At 62.8% G+C, this 18242-nt stretch carries 18 protein-coding genes; 6 read left to right on the top strand and 12 right to left on the bottom strand.

Going from position 1 to position 18242, the window contains the following annotated elements; genetic code table 11:
• Positions 1-443 precede the first annotated feature (443 nt).
• On the bottom strand, positions 444-965 hold the full coding sequence (gene hpaC / locus AC3WOG_RS11095; protein ID WP_492578038.1) for a 4-hydroxyphenylacetate 3-monooxygenase, reductase component: 522 nt from the start codon (positions 963-965) through the stop codon (positions 444-446).
• Positions 966-1233: 268 nt separating this feature from the next.
• Between hpaC and AC3WOG_RS11090 the strand changes: the two genes are divergently transcribed.
• Entirely contained in the window at positions 1234-1902 is a 669-nt protein-coding gene (locus AC3WOG_RS11090; RefSeq protein ID WP_492578037.1) for a response regulator transcription factor, read from the top strand.
• Between the two features lie 63 nt (positions 1903-1965).
• On the opposite strand, the gene AC3WOG_RS11085 is transcribed toward AC3WOG_RS11090, so the two are convergent.
• The 8 genes from AC3WOG_RS11085 to AC3WOG_RS11050 all read right to left on the bottom strand — a co-directional run bounded on the left by AC3WOG_RS11085 (position 1966) and on the right by AC3WOG_RS11050 (position 9354).
• On the bottom strand, positions 1966-2709 hold the full coding sequence (locus AC3WOG_RS11085) for an SDR family NAD(P)-dependent oxidoreductase (protein WP_492578036.1): 744 nt from the start codon (positions 2707-2709) through the stop codon (positions 1966-1968).
• Positions 2710-2761: 52 nt separating this feature from the next.
• Positions 2762-3886, bottom strand: a complete 1125-nt coding sequence (locus AC3WOG_RS11080; protein WP_492578035.1) for an amidase — start codon at positions 3884-3886, stop codon at positions 2762-2764.
• A complete protein-coding gene (locus AC3WOG_RS11075) occupies positions 3883-4398 on the bottom strand; it encodes a nuclear transport factor 2 family protein (RefSeq protein WP_492578034.1) in 516 nt (171 codons plus the stop codon). Before AC3WOG_RS11075 ends, AC3WOG_RS11080 begins: the two co-directional genes overlap by 4 nt.
• 10 nt (positions 4399-4408) lie before the next feature.
• A complete protein-coding gene (locus AC3WOG_RS11070) occupies positions 4409-4786 on the bottom strand; it encodes a hypothetical protein (RefSeq protein WP_492578032.1) in 378 nt (125 codons plus the stop codon).
• 48 nt (positions 4787-4834) lie between these two features.
• Positions 4835-6025: an acyl-CoA dehydrogenase family protein gene (locus AC3WOG_RS11065; protein ID WP_492578031.1), complete on the bottom strand. Its 1191-nt coding sequence runs from the start codon at positions 6023-6025 to the stop codon at positions 4835-4837.
• Positions 6026-6218: 193 nt separating this feature from the next.
• Positions 6219-7535, bottom strand: a complete 1317-nt coding sequence (locus AC3WOG_RS11060) for an MFS transporter (RefSeq protein WP_492578030.1) — start codon at positions 7533-7535, stop codon at positions 6219-6221.
• A gap of 38 nt (positions 7536-7573) precedes the next feature.
• Complete coding sequence (locus AC3WOG_RS11055; protein WP_492578029.1) at positions 7574-8074, bottom strand: aromatic-ring-hydroxylating dioxygenase subunit beta; 501 nt, start codon at positions 8072-8074, stop codon at positions 7574-7576.
• The gene (locus AC3WOG_RS11050) at positions 8071-9354 is read right to left on the bottom strand and encodes an aromatic ring-hydroxylating oxygenase subunit alpha (RefSeq protein WP_492578028.1); all 1284 of its coding nucleotides are present in this window, start codon (positions 9352-9354) and stop codon (positions 8071-8073) included. The genes AC3WOG_RS11055 and AC3WOG_RS11050 overlap by 4 nt, the downstream gene beginning before the upstream one ends.
• Positions 9355-9458: 104 nt before the next feature.
• Here AC3WOG_RS11050 and AC3WOG_RS11045 point away from each other — a divergent pair, with 104 nt between their 5' ends.
• Positions 9459-10379 (top strand): LysR family transcriptional regulator, encoded by a 921-nt coding sequence (locus AC3WOG_RS11045; RefSeq protein ID WP_492578027.1) that lies wholly within the window; start codon positions 9459-9461, stop codon positions 10377-10379.
• Positions 10380-10423: 44 nt separating this feature from the next.
• Here AC3WOG_RS11045 and AC3WOG_RS11040 read toward each other — a convergent pair whose 3' ends face one another.
• Together AC3WOG_RS11040 and AC3WOG_RS11035 are read right to left on the bottom strand one after the other, a co-directional pair.
• The gene (locus AC3WOG_RS11040) at positions 10424-11311 is read right to left on the bottom strand and encodes a LysR family transcriptional regulator (RefSeq protein ID WP_492578026.1); all 888 of its coding nucleotides are present in this window, start codon (positions 11309-11311) and stop codon (positions 10424-10426) included.
• Positions 11312-11732: 421 nt separating this feature from the next.
• On the bottom strand, positions 11733-12128 hold the full coding sequence (locus AC3WOG_RS11035) for a response regulator (protein WP_492578025.1): 396 nt from the start codon (positions 12126-12128) through the stop codon (positions 11733-11735).
• A gap of 546 nt (positions 12129-12674) precedes the next feature.
• On the opposite strand from AC3WOG_RS11035, the gene AC3WOG_RS11030 reads away from it, so the two are divergent.
• From AC3WOG_RS11030 to catC, 4 genes are all read left to right on the top strand, one after another.
• Positions 12675-14090: a sensor domain-containing diguanylate cyclase gene (locus tag AC3WOG_RS11030; protein ID WP_492579777.1), complete on the top strand. Its 1416-nt coding sequence runs from the start codon at positions 12675-12677 to the stop codon at positions 14088-14090.
• Between the two features lie 576 nt (positions 14091-14666).
• The gene (gene catB2, locus AC3WOG_RS11025) at positions 14667-15824 is read left to right on the top strand and encodes a muconate cycloisomerase CatB2 (protein WP_492578024.1); all 1158 of its coding nucleotides are present in this window, start codon (positions 14667-14669) and stop codon (positions 15822-15824) included.
• 48 nt (positions 15825-15872) lie between these two features.
• Positions 15873-16781, top strand: coding sequence for a catechol 1,2-dioxygenase (gene catA / locus AC3WOG_RS11020; protein WP_492578023.1), 909 nt, complete (start codon positions 15873-15875; stop codon positions 16779-16781).
• Between the two features lie 128 nt (positions 16782-16909).
• Positions 16910-17200, top strand: a complete 291-nt coding sequence (gene catC, locus AC3WOG_RS11015; protein WP_492578022.1) for a muconolactone Delta-isomerase — start codon at positions 16910-16912, stop codon at positions 17198-17200.
• Between the two features lie 54 nt (positions 17201-17254).
• Here catC and AC3WOG_RS11010 read toward each other — a convergent pair whose 3' ends face one another.
• Entirely contained in the window at positions 17255-18232 is a 978-nt protein-coding gene (locus AC3WOG_RS11010; RefSeq protein WP_492578021.1) for a PDR/VanB family oxidoreductase, read from the bottom strand.
• Between the last annotated feature and the right edge of the window lie 10 nt (positions 18233-18242).

The raw sequence follows: 18242 nt of genomic DNA, 5'->3' as shown, positions 1-18242 counted from the left end.
CGTCGAGCCCGGTTCCGGCAAGTGCGATGACCTGCGCCAAAAAAGGTGTCGATAGATACGATTGGATAAGACGCCGAGCACACTGAACTCCTGAAAAATCTTCTGCGAACAGCCGTCGAATGCGGCTCGGTTAATAAGATATCCAGCTTTTTCCATACAGGCTACGGGCGATATCCCAGGTGTGAACGGCAGCACATTGCACCCACACTCGTGGCGGCAGCAGTCATACGTGATCCGAATTCCCCTTGATAACGGGAATGCTGCATTTTCCTAAGATTTAGTGCAGTTTCCTATCCAGGGGGATAGGATAAGTCGACTCAGATAAACATCAGTGCGTTTCGACAAGAAGTAGTCAACGCCGGCAGCGGTCCCGCAGTTTCAGTTCGACACGGACAGTGCGGGCGTGCTTTGAGCGGGCCTTCACGCCGCAGATGCACTCCGTGCTAAGCCAGGCGCTTGATGCGGTGGAAATTGCGGTCGAAGTAGATCAGGCCGTCGCCGTCGGTGCGCACGCAAATGCGCGTGGTCTTGACGAACATGACCGAGTGCGAGCCGACTTCCTTCATGTCGACGATTTCGCCTTGCAGGCTGGCCAATGCATCGCGCAGCACAGGCACGCCGTGTGTGCCGTCGTCCCAGATCGGCCAGCCGAAGCGCTCCTCCATCGGCACCTGGGTCATGCCTGCGAAGTGGCGCGCGAGCAGTTCGTGCTCGCCGGGCAGCACGTTGATGCACAGATGGCGATTGCCTTCGAAGCTCGCGTGCATGGCGCTGGAGCGGTTCAGGCAGACCAGCAGCGTCGGCGGCGTATCGGTCACGGAGCACACGGCGCTCGCGGTGACACCGCAGCGTCCGTGCGGGCCGGCCGTCGTGACGACATTGACGGCCGCGCACAGATGCGCCATGGCCTGACGAAACTGCTGCTTTGCATCGGTGTCCGGGTTGGGACGTGGAGTTGACGTCATGTGTGGTTCCAGGATTCGAGGTGAGGAGCTGGTTTCAAGCGTAGTCAATCCGCACACGGAAAAAAATCCGCGCGAGCGCCGTATCTGCGGGTGTCTTTCCCAACGTGTCTAAAGCTTTCCCTGGCTCACGCACAGAGGCCCGCGTATCCGCGCAGAATAATCGGCACTACAGGGTAACTATCGCTTTTCAGGCCTTTTTCCACTGGTTATCATGCACCGTCGATACGCTTCGCACGTCGCTCACTTCCGAACCATCCTGATTCACTCCATGCTCCGCCAATCGCCACCTGCAGCACCCATCAAACCGATCGTCTATATCGTCGACGACGACAGCGGCATGCGTACGTCGCTTGCATGGTTGCTCGAATCGGTAGGCGTGAAATCAGCGGGATTCGCCAACGCGAGCGAGTTTCTCAATGCGTTCGACCCCGGCGTGCCAGCCTGCCTGGTGCTCGACGTACGCATGCCGGAGCAAAGCGGTTTCGACGTGCAAGCCGAATTGAACCGCCAGGACGCGAGCCTGCCGATCATTTTCGTCAGCGGTCATGGCGACATTCCAATGTCGGTGCGCGCCATGCAGAACGGCGCGATCGATTTCGTCGAGAAGCCGTACAACTCGCAGCAGATGCTCGAGCGCGTGCAGCGCGCGTTGAAGCTCGCCGCGCAACGCCATGCCGTCGATCAGAAGCGGCGCGAGTTGCGCAAGCGTATCGAGTCGCTGACGGCGCGCGAAAAGGAAGTGCTGCATGGCGTGATCGACGGCAAGGGCAGCAAGCGCATCGCCACCGATCTGTCGATCAGCGTGAAGACCGTCGACGTGCACCGCGCGAGCATCAAGGACAAGCTCGGCGCGGCATCGATTGCGATGCTGGTGCGCGAGGTGATGGCGGTGTGGGATCACGATACGCCCGCGAGCGGAAGCGGCTCAGCCCGCTGATCCGGACACATGCCGGCGCTTATTTGGCGCTTATTTGGCGCTTAGTTGCTGCCTGGTTGACGTTTAGCGCATGAACAAACCGCCGTTCACATCCCAGCAAGCGCCGTTCGCGAAGTACGCATTCTCCGCGGCAAGCATCACCGCAACATCGGCGACATAATCCGCCGAGCCCAGACGTCCCGCCGGAATGTTGGCGATCACCGCCTTCAGCTTGTCGGCTGCGACGCTCTCATGCACGATCGGCAAATCCATCGGTCCGGGTGAAATCGCGTTGACGGTCACGCCTGCCGCGCCGAGGTCGCGCGCAAACACCTTGGTCAGCGTGATCACGCCGCCTTTCGCCGCCGCATAATGCGCGCCGGTGGCCGAGCCGCCGTTTTGCCCCGCAAGCGATGCGATATTGACGATGCGGCCCGCGCCTGCGTCAGCGAAATGCCGGCCGAACACCTGGCAGCCGAACAGCACGCTGCGCAGATTGACGTTGATGACCTGATCGAACTGCTCGGCGGTGATCTCCATCACAGGCACGAGTTTCGACGCGCCCGCATTGTTGACCAGCGCGTCGATGCGGTCCCAGCGCTGCAGGATTGCATCGCGTGCGGTTTCGAAAGAGCTTTTCGAGGTCACGTCGAGATTCAAAGCGAAGGCGCTGGAACCGTCGGCGCTCAGGTCGCGGGCGAGGGCTTGTGCCGCATCGAACGCGATGTCGCCGATCGCGACCGCGTAACCCGCCGCATGAAAGCGCGTGGCGATAGCGGCGCCGAGACCGCGCGCGGCGCCGGTGACGAGTACGACTCTGTTCTGCATTGCTCCAACTCCATCAGAAAACTGCCGCTTTTATAGCGGTTTTATGGTCCGTTCAAGCGACGAGGGCGGCTTCAAAACGCGCTGCGATCGCGCACACCTGTTCATCCGCGCCTTTGCGTCCGACAATCTGCAAGCCTGCCTTGAGCGGAGAGCCGTCGATCGGCAACGGCAGACTCAAGGCCGGATGGCCGCTCAGATTGAACGGCCGGATCAGCGACGACATCGCGATAACCGACGTGCCGCCGCGTGCTTCGTCGAGCGTAATCGGCAGCGCGGGCAACGTGGGCAGGATCAGCACATCGACGCCGGCAAGCGCATGATCGACCGTCGCGGTGAATTGCCGGCGTATCTGTTCCGCTATATCGAGTTGCGCGGCGGTCGTCTTTGCCGCGGCGCGCAGCCGCGCGTCGAGATCGGCGCCGAGCTTGCCGGTCTCCACCAGATGACCGAACGCACGCGAGGTTTCCACGTTGATGACCGAGAGTCCCGCATCGAAAGCGGCGCTGAGGCCGTCGAGTTCGATTGAACGCGAAGGGAATCCCGCTTGATGCGCGGCGCGCGCAACGGCGCTGCTGATTTCAGGGCCTGCATCGACCTGCGCGATGCCGACATTGCACGTGCGTTGCAAAGGTTGCGCGGCATTCGCATCGAAGTCCGCTGAGATCGCCTGCATCGTCGCGACGATCATGCGCATCTCGCGCGCGAACGGTCCAACGCAATCGAGCGTCGATTCACGCGGCGCGACGCCGCGGCGCGAGACGCGGCCGTAGGTTGGTTTCAAACCGATCACGCCGCAACATGCAGCAGGACCGCGAATCGAGCCGCCGGTGTCGGTGCCGAGCGCGGCGTCGGCGAGCTTCAAACCGACTGCAGCCGCCGAGCCGCTCGACGAACCGCCGGGAATGCGCGTGGCGTCTTGCGGATTGAGGGGCGTGCCGGTGTAGTCGTTGATACCCGTCATGCCGAACGCAAGCTCATGCATGTTCGCTTTGCCGACGATATGCCAGCCGGCCGCAAGCAGCCGTTCGACTACTTCCGCGTGCTGCTGCGCGGGCGCGGCATCGGCAAGCGCGCGGCTCGCGGCGGTGGTTGCGTAGCCGGCGATATCGATGGTGTCCTTGATCGCGATGCTCGGACCCGTGCCGCCTAACGACAAGGTCTGGATAAACTCGTTCATGGGCCTCGTTTCCTTGTATTCACTTGCCACGGCGCATCGAAAAGACGTTCGGTGCGAAAGTTCGTGATGAGCCAGTCGCGGCCATTGCCGGCGGGCGCGAAGTCCACCTCGAGGCGCGCCGAGATCAGTTCCGCTTGCGCGTCCACGTAACCCGACGCTTGCAGCATGATCCAACGGCCTTTTGCGCTCGCGCCATGCACCTCGATCGTTTCCGACGTGAGGAAGTGGACATTCACCGAGAAATGCGGCGATGGCGGCAAGTAACGCATGAGCATCGCGAGAATGTCCGCGTGGCCCGTGAGGCGGCCGAACTGATGGGCGTACTGCGGGCCGATGCCTTCCCAGATCGCGTCCGTGGCGAACAGACCTGCTAGCGTCTCGCCGTGGCGCGCGCCGGACGGCACGTCGCACAGCGCCATGTAGCGCGCCATCGTGCGGCGCACCGCGGCTTCGGCTTCGAGCGCGGCGAGCCGGTCCGTCAATACGGCGAGCGTAGCGGCAGCGTTGTTCATCGCGTCACGCTCAAGCCGCGTTGGCGTGCTGCGGCGGCACCGCCAGCGCGCGGCCCACGCGCGCTTCGATCTTGCCGTAGCGCCACAGGTTGTACTCGCCGACCGGCGTCGTGCGATAGAGGTTGCAGACCGCGACGGCGGTGTCGAAGTCCGCCACGTCGGCCATGATGTAGAAAGTCCACGGCGAATTGTCGGCGTTGCCGACGCTCAGGCGGTCGTCGTCCATGATGCCGAGCACCTTGACGCCTTCCATCGATTCGACCGCGCTCAGCATCTTGCCGTAAGCCTGCCAGACTTCGCCGATTTTCTCGCGCGGCAAGTCGAAGAAATTCTGCGTGACGCCGCAGCAGAACAGGACACGCAGCGGCAGTGCTTCTTTATCGGACATGGGGTGGTTCTCCTTGAAATCGTATCGGCATCGAAAACGGCAAGTGGCTTACAGGTAGCCCAGAATCGGCGGCACGCCGACGAACACCGCGCCGGCGCCGTCGAAGTTGCCTTCGCCGAGAAACGCGTGCTGGGTGACCACCATCGAGTCGCGCAACAGACGCTGCAACGGATGCGCGCGATAGATCGCCATCGTGCCGCCGAGGCGATAGGCGCGCTGTACGACCTCGGCGCCTTCGCGGGCGATCTGCGTCGCGGCGAGGCGCAGCAGGCTGACCTGATCCGGCGTGACCGGCCGGCCCGCGAGGATCGATTGCCAGACTTCGTCGGTGGTGTCGTAGAAAAAGGCGCGGGCGGAGCGCAGTTGCGCTTCGGCTTTCGCCAACTCGATCCTGTAATACGCGCGGTCCGCGAGTTGCGGCGCGCCGGTGGTCGTCTTGCGGCCGCCGGCCATCTGGTTGGCGACGTCGAGCGCGGCGCGGGCGAGGCCGAGGTTGACCACTGCCAGCACTTGCGCCGCGTAGGCGATGGTCGGATAGCGATACAGCGGTTCGTCGACGTTCGGCTCGCCGCCGCGCACGAAGGTCCACTCGTGCGCAACGAATTGATTGCTCACACGCAGATCGTGACTGCCGGTGCCTTGCATGCCGACCACGTCCCAGTTATCGACGATCTCGACCTGATGCGGGCGGAACACGGCCGTGCGCGGCTTGCCGGGTGTGCCGCCATCGCCCACGCCTGTGTTGATTCCTACGCCGATCCCGACGCCGAGCCAATCCGCGCCCTTGCAGCCGCTCGCGAATTTCCACGTGCCGCTTACGCGCCAACCACCTTCAGCGGGCTGCGCCGGTTGCACCGGAAACAGACCGCCCGCGAATACCTGGTCGGGACCGTCGGCGTAGATCTGCGCCTGGGTCGCGAGAGGCAATGCCGCGAGATAGACGTTCGCCGAGCCGAAGCTCGCGACCCACGCAGCGGAGCCGTCCGCCGTTGCGATGCGTTCGATCATGGCGAGAAAAGCGGTGGGTGCGAGCGCATCGCCGCCGAAGCGCTGCGGCGTGGCGGCGCGATACACGCCCGCGCGCTTGAGCCTGGCGATCACGTCGCGCGGCACATGCGACAGGCGGTCGAATTCATCGCGACGCGCGGCAATTTCGGCGATCACATCGTCGAGCGGCAAGCGCGTGGTTGTCGACGCGCTCAGGTTTTCCGCGGCGACGGCGGTAGCGTTATCGGACATTGCGGAGGTTCTCCTTGATTCGTTGGCGACTGAAACACGAAGCACGATTCGGATGGGCCAAGAATCGTGCAAGCTGGTGCCAGTCTAGAAATGCAAAAAGAACGCTTCAATTGGGGCGCGGGACGCTCTTTTAGGTAGCGCGCCGGGGGCATCTAAAGAAATCTTCAGGCGCGCATGCCTGGTTGACTGCAGGTCAATCAAGCGTTGCGTTCGTATCTTTGGGAATGGTCGCGAGGGTGATCGCTGTGACCAGTCCGAAGCCGATCAACATCAACGCTACCGGCCACGGCGCGCGCACCTTCGCATACAACGCGGTAGCCACCAGAGGCGCGAGCCCGCCGGAGAACACCGAGGCGATCTCGTGGCCGAGCGCCATGCCCGAATAGCGGACTTCAGTGGGAAACAGTTCGCCCATCAACGCGGGCTGCGTGCCGATCATCGCCGCATGACAGAACGGCAAGCCTAAAGCGAGCGATGCGAACACCAGCAACGGCTGATGCGTGTCGATCAGCCAGAACGCGGGAAACGCGATCACCACCAGGCCGAGCGCGCCGATCATATACACAGGGCGTCGTCCGATGACATCCGATAGACGTCCCCACAGCACGATCGTCACGAGTTCGATCAGCATCGCGATCATCACGCCGCCGAGCATCACCGAAACCGCCACGCCGATCGTCTTGCCGTACACCAGCACGAACGACAAAAAGATATACGTGCCACCGTTTTCCGCGACGCGCAAACCCATCGCCTGCAAGACCTGCTTCGGGTGATTGCGCAGCACGGTCAACACAGGCATATGCTTCGGCTTCGCGGCAGTGAAGTCGCGGCTCTCCGGCAGACGCCTGCGGATATAGACGCCGACGCCGAAGATCAGTACGCTCGCAAGAAACGGCACGCGCCAGCCCCACGACATGAAGCTCTCCATCGGCAGCCGCTGCACGAGATAGAACGCGGCGGCCGAGAGCACGAAGCCGCCCGCCACGCCCAACTGACTGAACGATGCGTAATAGCCGCGCCGATTCGCCGGGGCACTCTCGCTAATCAGCAGCACGCCGCCGCCCCATTCGCCGCCCGACGCGATGCCTTGCACGACTCGCAGACACACCAGTGCCGCGGGCGCGAGAAAGCCGATTTGCGAGAACGTCGGCAACAGACCGATGCCGAAGGTCGCGACGCCCATCATCATCAGCGTGATGACGAGCGCGCGTTTGCGGCCATGCCGGTCGCCGATGTGACCGAACACGATGCCGCCCAGCGGCCGCGCCAGAAAGCCGATCGCAAAGCCCGCGAAAGCGGCGAGCGTGCCCATCAGCGGGTCGCCGTGCAGCGGGAAGAACAGCGGTCCGAAGATCAGCGCGGCAGCGGTGCCGTACAGAAAAAAGTCGTACCACTCGAGCGCGTTGCCGAGCACGGAGGCGACGATGATACGGCGCAGTGTTTGCGAGGTCGCCGGCGCCGTCGGCGTGGCTAGCGTTCCGGCGGTGGGGGAGAGCGTGTCGTTGGGCATCGTGTCGGTCCGTTCGCGTGATCAAGGTTCACAGGGGTTCACAGCAGGAAACCGATTGCGCTGAGCGTCCCGGTCGAGTCGATCAGGCGGATCACCTTCTGCACGATGCGCGGCTCGCCGCTCGCGAAGCTGATGCGATGCGTGAGGTCCGCCGCGAATAGCGTCGACGTGCCGCGTTTATACGCGACGACGATCTGTGCCGAGTTGACATCGACTTCATCGCTCGTGTCGCTCGTCAGCGTGAAACGCGAAACCGTGCGCACGGTGCGTGCAGCGTCGCTAGCCGAGGCTGAATAGCCGGACGTCATCCGTTGCACGCGTTTTTCGCGCATGTCCTGATCGTCGTACGCGTAGTTCAGTGTGGCGGCGAAGTCGGTGGCTTGCGGATCGATCGGCACGACGTAGATGCCTGCCGGGTCCCACAGCGAAAGCCACTGTCGATAGTCTTTGCGGTCCAGCAATTCGGCTTCGCGCCAGATTAGTTCGATTGCGCCGGCGAAGGTTTGCTGCGAGAAAAGCGTGTTCCTGTCGTCCATCATGCTTGCTCCATCATCGTGCGCCATTGTGCGTACGCTTCGCGCATGCCGGTTTCGTCGGTGGCGTGCGCCGTCTTTTCGCCGTTCGGCGCAGTGCTCTCGCGATTCAGGCCGCGGTTCACGAGGATCGGCAGATCGGGGCCGGCGTGCGAGCCGCGCTGCACGCGCTCCCATGCTTCGGCGTCGTCGGGGCTGCCGAAACCGAACGGACCCTGGAAGTGTTCGTGAATCCGCAGGCGCACGCGGTTGGCTTCTTCCGGGCCGCCGTCCATCGCAAGCGCCACGTGACGGATTTCAGTCTCGTTTGCCGAAATCGGCCGCAGCACGCGGAAAAACGCCATCGACAATGCGAGGTTCGGAAACAGATTCAGGTTGAAGCCGACTCCCATCAACGAACGCACGATGCGGCGTACTTCGGCGGGCGCGTGATCTTTCGCCAGCGACGCCGCCAGCGCTTCGAAGCGTTCGGGAATCGGCGCACCGTCGTCCTTGTCGAGATCGACAAGTTCCGGTACCAGCACGGCAAGGCTATGACCATTGCCGAGCGAGCGGCAGAACGCCTGATCGCTCGTCATGAAGCTCGTGATCGCCGCGGCGGTTTCGTCGTCGATCGATTTCATCCACGACTTGTGGACGACCGGGAAGTGATACAGGTCGGTGGTGTTTTCGAGCTGGATCTTCCAGTTGCCGTTGAAGCGGAAGCGATGCTCGCCGTTGGCCTTGATCGGATAGCCCGCGCCTTGCTTCATGAACAGATCGATCCACGGTTTCGCACCGCCGAGAAAATCGTCGAGCGGCTCGATCTCCTGATTGAAGCTCGCGAAGATCAGCCCCTGGTAAATGCCCACGCGCAGACTCGCGAGCGGCAGCTCGGTCTTGTCGATCACGCCTTCGTAGCCGTCGCCGTAGGGCAACGCGCGCAATGCGCCGTCGAGCCCATAGGTCCAGCTGTGGTACGGACACGTGAAGCCTTTCGCATTGCCCTTGTGCTGTTCGCAGACCGTCGCGCCGCGATGGCGGCAGCGGTTTTGCAGCACGTTCACGGCGCCGGTCTTGTCGCGCACCACGATCACCGGTTGACGGCCGATCGTGGTGGTGCGGAAGTCGCCCGGATTCGGCAGTTCGCTTTCGTGCGCGACCCAGATCCAGGTCTTGTAGAAAATGCGCTCGAGTTCGGTTTCGAAAATCGCTGGGTCGTGGTACAGCGACGGGGCGACGCGGTCGGCCTGCGCGCGCTGGTACAACGCGCCGGCATCGACGGTCCGATATGAGGATTCGCTCATGGCTGTGTAGGTGGGGTGGTCGATGGAACCAAGTCTCCCCCGCTGCTTGATATGCGTCAAATTGATCTAAAATAAGATATCAAATCAATCTGATGGATATCTCGATGAATTCGCTCGACCACGTCGACCTCAATCTGCTGCGCGTTTTTCAGGCGATTGTCGAGGAGCGCAGCCTGACGCGCGCCGGCGAGCGGCTGGCACTGTCGCAGCCGGCGATCAGTTACTCGTTGGGGCGTTTGCGGACCTTGTTCGACGACCCGCTATTCATTCGCACCCGCGCCGGCATGCAGCCCACGCCGATTGCGCTCGAACTGTCGGGCATCGTCGCGCGGGCGCTGGATACGGTGCGTGAAGCATTGCGTTATGCGGAGCATTTCGACCCGGCGGTGAGCACGCGCACGTTCAGGCTGTCATTGTCCGACGCGGGTGAGCTGGCCTATTTGCCGCCGATTTGCGAGGCATTGCACCGGCAGGCGCCGCGCGTGAGATTACGCATCGAGCCGTTGCCTGTCGAAGAAATCGAAGACGCGCTGCGCGCAAGCCGGCTCGATTTCGCCATCGGCAATCTGCCGACGCTGACCGCGCGCACGCTTCATCAGCCGTTGTTCGAGGAAACGTACGTTTGCATGACGAGGAAGCGCCGTGGCTTGCCGCGTACGAAGGAGCTTAGCCTGAAGGCGTTTCTGGACGCGTCGCATGTGCAGATCACCTCGGTCGAGCACAGCCATCGCGCGCTCGACGATGCGTTTCGCTCGCAAGGCGTGGGCCGGCATATCGCGCTGGAATTGCCGCATTTCGTGGCGTTGCCGAGCGTGCTGGCGGTGACCGACCTGTTCGCGACGCTGCCGAGGCGCCTCGCGCGGATTTTCAATCGTGACGGCGGGTTTCAGATCTATGAGTTGCCGGTCACCTTGCCGATTGCCGCGGTCACGATGCACTGGCACGCGCACTTCGATCAGGACGAGGGTAACGTGTGGCTGCGCAATCTGATGGCGGGCATCGTGCGGCGTTTCGACGAGCGTTGAAAGGGGACGCTGCGGGTCGCTTCAGGGCCGCGCTCACATCCACTTCAAGCCCGCTTGAACAGCTCCCGCGCCAGCGAACAGAGCAGCGTGGTAGTCGGCGATTCGTCCTGCAGACGCCGGCTCATGATGATCGGCGACGCGACATTGGCGCCCGGAATCGGCCGGTACACCACGCCATGCGCGCGCAAGCCTTCCACACTTTCCGGCACGAGGCACACGCCGACCTGCGCGGCGACCAACCCGAGCGCCGTCTGCAGTTCCCGCACTTCGTGAATCGCCTTCGGCTCGAGCGCGTGATCGTGCATCGCCGAGAGTTGCTGGTCCGCATAGCTCGGGCGCGGCGTGCTCGGATAGACGATCAGCGTTTCCTGCGCGAGCGCGGCAAGCGTCAGCGCCTTCTTTTGCCGCGCGAGCGGATGGTCTTGCGGCAGCGCAGCAATCATCCGCTCTTCGACCAGCACCTCGCGCGCCAACTGTGCATCGTCGAAACGCAGGCGGCCGAAGCCGACGTCGATACGGCCGCCTTTGAGCGCGCCCAATTGCTCGATCGTGAACATTTCGATCAGCGACAACTCGATATGCGGCGCGGCCTCGCGAAACGCGCGGATCACCGCGGGCAGCGCGCCGTACAACGTCGACGGCACGAAGCCGATCACGACGCGCTCGGCCAGTTGCGCGAGGCGCCGCGTGAGCGGCGCGAGTTCGTCGGCTTCGTCGATCAGACGTTTTGCCTGCGCATAAAAGATGCGGCCGGCTTCAGTCAGGCGCAGCGGGCGCGAGCCGCGTTCGAACAGCGGCAGGCCGACGCTTTCCTCAATCTGCTGGATCTGGCGGCTGAGCGGCGGCTGCGTCATATGCAGGCGATTGGCGGCCCGCGTGATGTTCATTTCTTCCGCGACGGCGATGAAATAGCGGAGTTGGCGAAGTTCCATGCATACCCTCAGGTATAAAATTTTTTCTCATTTTCCGGACATTGCCGCCTGGGCCCAATGTGTCTTAAAGGTTTCGCGTAATTATTGTGTTAGGTGAATTCTCCATTCCCGGACATTGCCGGACCCAATCGCATCTTCCCTGGCTCGAGTGGGGGTATGGACCGGGAATCCGTGGAGGGGCTGCATGTCATGAGCGTGCTGGGCGCGATTGTTACATGCGGAGCACACCGGCGAGAGAACGGGAGTTTCACGACTGTAAGGCACACGCGCATTGCACGAAGCATGAAAACGCGCGCGTTCCTGGCAACGGGACATGACCTCCGTACGATTCACGTCGCACCCGGTTCGACCCCGAACAGCACGCGTAGCGTCCGTATCAGAAGACGATTGCGCGGAGTGTCGCGGTTGATTGCCGCCGCGTTCAGTGCGTCGAAATGTGATACCGGTTGGCGGCATCTTCGGCCGCATGCTCCGCAAGCAGGCGGCGCATCGTGGCCAGCAATTCGGGTACCTCGACGGGCTTGCGCATAAAGCCGTCGTACCGCACAAACGCGGGCGGGCTTGGCTCCGCCGACACCAGAATAAAAACTGTCTCAGCGAGACGCGGCGTGTTCCGGATATGGTGGCAGAGCGCACTGCCCGACATGACCGGCATGCGCCAATCGGCCACGACAATGTCGATGGCGCTTTCCGTCAGAACGGCCAGCGCGGCCTGGCCATCGCGTGCGGCTTTCACGTCGAACCCAGCGCGCTCGCAGCAGATTTCCCAAGCTGCCAGAGTCTCGGGTTCGTCGTCAACCAATAGCACCGTCGTCATGCGTCGCTCCTCTCGCGGGATATGGCCGGGGCGCCCGGAGATTCATCGTCGCGCAGGTTGACTGCCGGATCGGGAGGCCCTTGCACGGCCGGTTCGCTCATGCGAGCATGACGAAAGGCGTGTTTCTACATACTAATCAATTCGTCACACATTTGAAGACATTTAAGATCAATTTTCACTCGAAGGGTCAAGCGTATTTTGCGGCCCTTGTCGTCAAGCGACCCTATTTCGCAGGGTATCGAGGCAACGGTGCATACGAATCAAGAGGGCAGATAAATTGCCGGCAATGCATCGGTAGACCGGTAGAATCATCGGTTTCTTTCAGAGCCTCGAACTGGAAAAGCCGTTTGGCGTCTGACGATTGGCGCGCGACTTCTTGCCCCGCTGGCATTGCGGCGGGTGCGGCGGGATGTTCCTGAAGGGCAAGGAGATCAGGTGGCGACCGTAACAAAAAAGAACTGGGGGCTTGCGTCCACAGTCGGCCGCCGGCGGCACGGCCAGTTCGCACCCCTGGCGATTATCTGTGGCGGGATTATCGTCGCGCTGATGATGGTTTCCCTTTGCGCGGCGGCGCTGTACCAGGGGCGGGTCGACGCAATGGACCGCGCCCGCGAAACGTCGCGCAACCTTGCGCTGATTGCCGAACGTGACATCGAGCGAAATTTCGAACTCTACGCGTTGTCCCTGCAGGCAGTCGTCGATGGCATGCGCGATCCCGAAGTGCTGGCGCTGCCGCCCCACATGCGTCGACAGGTATTGTTCGATCGTGCCGCGACCGCCAAATACCTTGGCGCGATGCTGGTGCTGGACGCCTCGGGCAAGATCGTCGTCGACTCGGACAGCGATGTGCCGCGCGAGGGCAATTTCGCGGATCGCAAATATTTCACTGTCCAGCGAGATAACCCAAACTTCGGTCTCTACATCAGCGATCCGTATTCCTCCCGTCTGCGCAACAACCTGCCCAGCATTGCATTGAGCCGCCGGCTTTCGCATCCGGATGGCTCGTTCGCCGGCATCGTACTGATCGCCGTCAACCTCGAGTATTTCCACACGCTCTTCGCCGGACTGTCACTTGGGCCGCACGGAGCCGTGTCCCTGATCGGCAGCGACGGCATCATGATCATGCGTCAGCCGTACGACCTGCACACCATCGGCCGCGATATCAGCAAAGCCAGCACGTTCCGGCATTTCAGGTCGGCGCCGGAAGGCAGCTTCAGCGACACGGCGTCGATTGACGGTGTGCGCCGCCAGTACCTCTTCAGGAATTTTCCGGATCTGCCGCTGATCATCATGGTGGCCGAGGCTGAGCAGGACATCTATACGGCCTGGTGGCAGCGCGCCGTGACGATCGGCTCGCTGATGGTCGTATTCGGCTCGGGGTTCGTCGCCCTTTCGTTTCTGCTGGGCGCCCAGTTGCAGCGCCGGCTGCGGGCGGAAGCGGATCTTGAACTGCTTGCGCGAACGGACGGCCTGACCGGGCTGAACAACCGTCGGACCCTGGGCGAGATTCTCGATCGGGAGTGGCGCCGCGCCCGTCGTACGCGCAGCATGTTTTCGCTGCTGTTCGTCGACATCGACCGGTTCAAGGCCTACAACGACACGTACGGCCACCTGGCCGGCGACGACACACTGGCCGCGGTCGCACGGTGTATCGGGGACAACATCCGCCGGCCCGCGGACAGCGCGGCGCGCTACGGAGGGGAGGAATTCGTCGTAGTACTGCCCGATACGCCGCCTGCGGGCGCCGCGCTGATCGCCGAGCAGATCCGCGCGGCGATCAGCGAGTTGGCCATCGAGCACGCGGGCAGCGAATACGGACGGGTCACCGCCAGCATCGGCACGGCCTGCTGGGCGCCGGAGCTGAACGACGATGTGACCGCGGTCATCAAGGCCGCTGACGAGGCACTGTATAACGCCAAGGCAACAGGCCGGAATAAGGTTTGGCCGTTCTCTCCGGCATGAAGGGGGCGGTCAACGTATGAAACGCAGGTCAAACGCCCAGTTCAACCGATCTATTGGGCCAGCGCCACCGCTGTAAGCCCAGATTCGCTGCCGCCGGCGACCGTGCAACTGGCACCGAAGAAGTCTTCCCCGTAACCCGGTCCATTGGCCGACCTGCCCGAGCAACAGCTGGCGGGTCCGTAGTACTGCTCTCCCGGTCCTACGCCGCCCGCATCGTCCCACCAGAAGACCGCCGCTGGCGCGGGGCTGCTCGAAGTCAGACCGTTGAGGTAGCGCTGCGTCACACTAGCGCCTGTACAACGACGACGCACATCTCTTCCGAACCGCGCCCGGTTACCCGCCATACCGAGCGTTCGCCGATTCGAAACATGAGGCGACACGTCCGTATTGATTTGTCCTGCCAGGCAAAGACATATCCAATTTCCCGATCGATATTGCGGCCACGGCCGTCATCGCCCCAATGCTCAGATCGCTCCATACCCCTGAGGTATGGAAGTAGTCGGAATCGGTGTTGGACTGCTTCGCGGGTTTGTTTCTAATATGGTCCCCTCAGAAAGCAGCGCAGGAGGGCAACGAATGATAGCAACACCCGTGAAAATCGAGAGCGTGGAAACGATCCTCGTCGACGTGCCGACGATCCGTCCACACAAGCTTTCGGTCGCGACGATGAACTGCCAGACGCTCGTGCTGGTGCGCATCCGCTGCGCCGACGGCGTGGTCGGCGTGGGCGAGGGCACCACCATCGGCGGCCTCGCGTATGGCGAAGAAAGCCCGGAAAGTATCAAAGTCAACATCGATACGTACTTCGCGCCGCTGTTGAAAGAGATGGACGCAACCCGTCCAGGCGCCGCGATGGCTAAGCTGCGCGCGCTATTTCAGGGCAACCGCTTCGCCAGATCGGCGGTTGAGACCGCGTTGTTCGATGCCCAGGCGCAGCGCCTCGGCGTGCCGCTGTCCGAGTTGTTCGGCGGCCGCGTGCGCGATTCGGTCGAGGTCGCATGGACGCTCGCGAGCGGCGATACGCAGCGCGATATCGACGAAGCCGAGCGCGTGTTCGAAGCGAAGCGGCATCGCGTGTTCAAGCTGAAGATCGGCTCGCGCGCGGTGGCCGACGATGTCGCGCATGTCGTGGCGATCAAACAGGCGCTGGACGGACGCGGCGAAGTGCGCGTCGACGTGAACCAGGCATGGAGCGAATCCGAAGCGATCTGGGCCGGCAGGCGTTTCGCCGACGCGGGCGTGACGCTGATCGAGCAGCCGATCGCCGCGGAGAATCGCGCCGGTCTCAAACGTCTGACGGATCTCGCGCAAGTGCCGGTGATGGCCGACGAAGCGCTGCATGGCCCGGCTGACGCGTTTGCGCTCGCCAGCGCCCGCGCCGCCGATGTGTTCGCCGTGAAGATCGCGCAATCGGGCGGCTTGAGCGGCGCGGCGAATGTAGCGGCGATCGCCTTGGCCGCGAATATCGACCTGTACGGCGGCACTATGCTCGAAGGCGCGGTGGGCACGATCGCTTCGGCGCAACTCTTCAGCACCTTCGGCGAACTGAAATGGGGCACGGAGTTGTTCGGGCCGTTGCTGCTGACCGAAGAAATCCTCACCGAGCCGCTGCGCTACGAGAATTTTGCCTTGCATCTGCCTCAAGGCCCGGGCCTCGGCATCGAACTCGACTGGAACAGGATCGACCGCTTGCGGCGCGATACGCGAAAGGGCGCAAGCGTCACCACAAACTGACGGCTCACACGTTAGCCGTCAAGAAACATCAAACGAAGGAGATACCCCATGAACAGGCAAGTCATCGACGCGCTGCTGCAAAAGATCAACGACAGCGCTACCCGTGAAGGCAATCCGCGCACCAGGCAGATCGTCAACCGCATCGTGCGCGATCTGTTCTATACGATCGAAGATCTCGACGTGCAGCCGGCCGAGTTCTGGACCGCGCTGAACTATCTCGGCGAAGCGGGCAAGAGCGGCGAGCTGGGTCTGCTGGCCGCCGGCCTCGGCTTCGAGCACTTTCTCGATCTGCGTCTGGACGAAGCGGAAGCGAAGGCCGGTATCGAAGGCGGCACGCCGCGCACGATCGAAGGGCCGCTGTATGTGGCCGGCGCACCGCTCTCGGAAGGGCATGCGCGCCTCGACGACGGCACCGATCCCGGTCAGACGCTGGTGATGCGCGGCCGGGTGCTCGGCGAAGACGGCAAGCCGCTTGCCCACGCGCTCGTTGAAGTCTGGCAGGCGAATCATCTCGGCAATTACTCGTACTTCGACAAATCGCAGCCGGCCTTCAATCTGCGCCGTTCGATCCGCACGGATGCCGAAGGCAAATACAGTTTCCGCAGCGTGGTGCCGGTCGGTTATAGCGTGCCGCCGCAAGGTCAGACGCAACTGTTGCTCGATCAGCTCGGCCGTCATGGGCATCGTCCGGCGCACATCCACTTTTTCGTTTCCGCGCCGGGTTTTCGCAAGCTGACCACGCAGATCAATATCGACGGCGATCCGTACCTGTGGGACGACTTCGCGTTCGCCACGCGTGACGGCCTCGTGCCGGCCGTCAAGCAGGCCGAGGGCGCCGAAGGCAAACCGTATGGTGTGGAAGGCAACTTCGCGCTGATCGATTTCGACTTCACGCTGTTCAAGGACCGCGACAACCTGCCGGGCGCCGAAGTCGAACGCGTACGCGCCGAAGCCTGAAAACGCACGAATTGCACGAATCGCATAGACGTACCGCCTGAATCTATCGACCCCGGCTGCGCGGCGTGGTTTGCCGGGCAGCCGGGGGCTTTTGTCATTTGATCATTGATCGGAAAGGGAGAGTAAGCATGCTGTTTCACGTCGAGATGACCGTCAATCTGCCGCCCGACATGGACGCCGAACGCGCGGCGCGTCTGAAGGCCGATGAGAAAGTAATGTCGCAGAAGCTGCAGCAGGACGGCGTATGGCGGCACCTGTGGCGCATTGCCGGGCGCTACGCGAATATCAGCGTATTCGATGTGGAAAGCCCGGCGCATCTGCACGACGTGCTGAGCCAGTTGCCGCTGTTTCCGTATATGGATGTCGAAGTGCGCGCGCTGTGCCGGCACGCATCGTCGATTCGTGACGACGACCGGTAAGCGCTGAACGTGGCAAGGTGCTGCGCTCGCAGCACCTGTATGAACCCGTACGCGTTAGAGGTTCAGCACCAGCAACGGCGAAGCGGAGCGCGATACGCAGCAGCAGATCACCTTGCCGCTCGCGCGTTCTGCTTTACTCAGGCAGTGATCGCGATGCTCGGGCGCGCCGCTCACCACGTCGACCATGCAGGTGCCGCACACGCCTTCGCCGCACGAGGTATCCACTTCGATGCCGATCGACGCCAGTGCCGCGACGATCGTCGTGTGTTTATCGACGCGCACGGTTTCGCCGCTACTGGCGATCTGCACGTCGAATGAGTCGAGCGTGCTGGCTTCGCCGGAAGTCGCGGACGAAGGCTCGGCGGCGAAACGTTCGAGGTGAATCGCGTCGGACGCAACGCGTGTTTCGCCGATCGCCACCACGCGCTCCATGAACGGCGCCGGGCCACAGGTGTAAATGTGCGTGCCTTCGCGCGCGGTGGCGACACATTCGGCCAGCACCGTATCCAGTTTCGCGCGCTCGACGCCGTAGTGAAACCGCACATGATCGCTGAACGGCGCTCGCGAGAGCAGCGGCAAGAACGCCGCATGTTCCGCGTCGCGCGCGAAATAGTGCAGCACGAAGCGCTGGTTCTGCTTGAGCAGCCGGTACGCCATGCTCAGAAGCGGCGTCACGCCGATGCCCGCGGCGATCAGCACGTGTTCGCTTGCCCCTGACGCAAGCTGGAACAGATTGCGCGGCGCGCCGATCGTCAATTCGCTTCCCACCGTCACGTCGTCATGCAGAGAACGCGAGCCGCCACGCGACGCGTCTTCTCGCTTCACGGCGAACAGACGCGCGTCACGATGATCCGGATCGCCGCACAGCGAATATTGGCGCGTGACGCCCGAGGGACCCGTGACGTCGATGTGCGCGCCGGGTTCGTAGTGGTCGAACGGTTTGCCGTCCAGACGCGAAACGCTGAATGAGCGCACGCCGTGCGCTTCGTCGCGTACGGCGTCGACGCGCACGTTGAGGGTGGTTCTTTCCATGGTCTTGCCG

Source organism: Paraburkholderia sp. FW306-02-B (assembly GCF_058782725.1).
This window is presented reverse-complemented; position numbering and strand designations above follow the sequence as displayed.